The 3,236-nt window shown below is 37.4% G+C and carries 2 protein-coding genes and 1 pseudogene; all 3 read left to right on the forward strand.

Annotated features, from left to right (window positions below):
- Positions 1 to 149: 149 nt before the first annotated feature.
- A pseudogene (locus F9817_RS23545) lies at positions 150 to 1,481 on the forward strand (mannose-1-phosphate guanylyltransferase/mannose-6-phosphate isomerase); the annotation flags it as partial.
- A gap of 1 nt (position 1,482) precedes the next feature.
- Positions 1,483 to 2,859, forward strand: coding sequence for a phosphohexomutase domain-containing protein (locus tag F9817_RS23550; RefSeq protein WP_161158642.1), 1,377 nt, complete (start codon positions 1,483 to 1,485; stop codon positions 2,857 to 2,859).
- The coding region (locus tag F9817_RS24215; protein WP_427916732.1) for an ABC transporter permease at positions 2,859 to 3,236 on the forward strand (378 nt) is incomplete at its 3' end. The genes F9817_RS23550 and F9817_RS24215, both read left to right, overlap by 1 nt.

The raw sequence follows: 3,236 nt of genomic DNA on the forward strand, positions 1-3,236 counted from the left end.
CGCCACATGTGTGTATCACTGATATCGAATGAAAAAACGTTCAAAGGTGGAGTAAAACGCAAAAGGAAGATGGCCGGAATGAGTGAAGCGTATTTAGAGAAGGTTCTCGCAGCCCTTTAATGATGGGCACCTTCATGCTTTTGCCCTGATTTCCAAAGCAATTCTTATCATTAAATACAAAATCTACACAATCAATGCTTCAGAGTACTATTGGGCGTATTCAGGGACTTCAAGCATCAGATCCCATCATTATTACTAATGAAGAACATCGTTTTATAGTTGCAGAACAGTTAAGACAAATTGGAACAAAAGCTAAGATAATATTAGAACCTATTGGGCGAAATACTGCTCCGGCTATTGCTTTAGCCGCATTTTCTGCAATGGAGTCAGGTGACGACCCTACCTTATTGGTTTTAGCAGCAGATCATATTGTCAAAGATGTCCAAGCCTTTCAAACATCGGTTAAAAAAGCGATTGAAGAGGCAGAGCAGGGAAAGTTAGTGACATTCGGTATTGTTCCTCATAAAGCAGAAACTGGTTATGGGTATATTCACCGAGGTACAGAAGTTAGTTTGGATGTTTTTGAAGTGAACCAATTTGTTGAAAAACCCGACTATGAAACAGCACAGAAATATCTAGATTCAGGCGAATTTTATTGGAACAGTGGATGCTTTATGTTTAAAGCATCCACTTATTTAAAAGAGTTACAGACATTTTCTCCAGAAATATATCTGTATTGTCAAAAATCAGTTCAAGCGATTGATTATGATCTAGATTTTATTCGAGTAGATAAAAAAGAGTTTATGCAATGTCCAGATGATTCTGTTGACTATGCGGTGATGGAGCATACGAAACATGCCGTCGTCGTTTCTATGGACGCTGGATGGAGCGATGTCGGTTCTTGGTCTGCGTTATGGGACGTATCGGATAAGGATGAAAAAGGAAATGTGTCTATTGGCGATGTCATATTGAATGACACACATGACAGTTATATCTATGCGCCGAATAAATTAGTAGCAGCCGTTGGCATCAAGGGAATGGTTGTCATAGAAACAAAAGATGCGGTTTTAGTTGCCCAAAAAAATAATGTCCAGGAAGTAAAAAATATAGTCGAGCAACTAAAAGAAGACGACCGAGCTGAATTCAGAGAGCATCGGGAAGTATATCGTCCTTGGGGTAAATCAGATGCGATAGATAAGGGAGGGCGCTATAAAGTGAATAGAATCACGGTTGAACCAGGTAAAAAGCAGTCGTTACAGATGCATTATCATCGAGCAGAGCATTGGGTAGTGGTTTCTGGTACAGCAAAGGTAACTTTTGATTCTCAAATAAAGGTGATTACGGAAAATCAATCAATTTATATTCCTGTTGGCGTCAGCCATAGAATTGAAAACCCTGGAAAAATCCCATTAGAACTCATCGAAATTCAATCGGGTTCATATCTAAATGAAGATGACGTTATCCGCTTTGAGAAAAACTAATATGGAAAAATTAACCTGTTTTAAAGCTTATGATATTCGTGGTCAATTAGGTGAACAGTTGAGCAACGACATAGCCTATAGAATCGGCCGTGCCTATGGGCAATTCATAAAAAGTGAAGATGACGCTAAAAAAACCGTAGTAGTTGGTGGTGATGTACGCTTAACAAGCAAAGAGCTTAAACACGCACTGGCGAACGGTCTAATGGATGGAGGCGTTAATGTTATCGATCTAGGATTAACGGGTACTGAAGAGATTTATTTTGCGACATTTCATCTTGGTGTTGATGGCGGTATTGAAGTGACAGCAAGCCATAACCCAATGGACTACAACGGTATGAAGTTAGTGCGTGAAGAGTCTAAACCGATTAGTGGTGATACTGGGTTGCGTGAAATCCAAACGTTGGCTGAAAAGAATGAATTTGTAGATGTACCCACTAAGGGAACGTATACCGAAGTCTCAACGTTAAAAGAATATGTTAACCACCTGATGGGGTACATTACGCCAGAAAATATCAAACCAATGAAGTTAGTGGTTAACTCAGGAAATGGTGCCGCTGGGCATGTTATTGATGAGTTAGAAAAGCGATTCCTCCAACAAGATATCCCCATCGAATTTATTAAAATTCACCACGAAGAAGATGGAAACTTTCCTAACGGTATTCCTAACCCTTTACTTCTCGAGTGTCGTGCAGATACTTCTAATGCAGTGAAAGAACACAAAGCAGATATGGGAATTGCTTTTGACGGAGATTTTGATCGCTGTTTCTTATTTGATGAAAACGGAGAATTTATCGAAGGTTATTATATTGTTGGCTTGTTGGCAGAAGCGTTTTTGCAGAAAGAACCTGGTGCAAAAGTTATTCATGATCCACGCTTAACTTGGAACACCATTGACGTGGTCACTAAAGCAGGCGGTATACCAGTGATGTCGAAAACAGGGCACGCATTTATTAAAGAGCGCATGCGCAAAGAAGATGCAATTTATGGTGGCGAGATGAGTGCCCACCACTATTTTAGAGATTTTGCATATTGTGATTCAGGGATGATTCCTTGGCTATTAATTGTTGAGTTGTTATCTGTAACACCTAATTCCTTATCAAATTTGATAGAAGAAAGGAAAAATCTATTTCCTTGTAGTGGTGAAATAAATTTCAAAGTTATAAATCCTAATCAAATAATACAGATTATCGAGCACAAATTTAAAGGTTATAAAAAAACAATTGTTGACGGATTGAGTATTGAAACGGACGATTTTAGATTCAATATAAGACAATCAAATACGGAAAATATGCTAAGACTAAACGTTGAAACAAAAAGTGACAAAGAGAAATTAAATGAAATTTCAAATGATATCTCAAGTGTTATTAGAGGATTGTAATGACGTTTTTCCCAACTAAGAGAGAGTTTGATATTATACGCTATAAAGCGAAGTTATCTTTATTATCAGAAGCATCAAGTACATATCTTAGTTATCTTTGGTGGATATTTGAACCGATGATATCACTAGGCATATACTATATAGTGTTTGGACTTATATTTCACCGTGGAACAGAGGATTTCATTCCATTTTTGTTAATAGGATTGGTTTCTTGGCAATGGTTCAGCCAGACTATAGAACACTGTGCGAATTCAATAAATGGAAATGTAGCAATAATATCAAATGTAAAGTTTAGAAAGTTAATACTCCCGAGCGTTAATATTATAATTGATACAGTAAAGTTCACAATTGTATTTTGTATATTATTAGTTTTTTTA

Origin of the sequence: Vibrio eleionomae (genome assembly GCF_009874545.1) — a bacterium.
Taxonomy (GTDB): domain Bacteria; phylum Pseudomonadota; class Gammaproteobacteria; order Enterobacterales; family Vibrionaceae; genus Vibrio; species Vibrio nitrifigilis.

Excerpts from the sequence above, each read along its gene's own strand:
- F9817_RS23550 (WP_161158642.1), top strand. The coding sequence starts at position 1,483 with ATGGAAAAATTAACCTGTTTTAAAGCTTATGATATTCGTGGTCAATTA.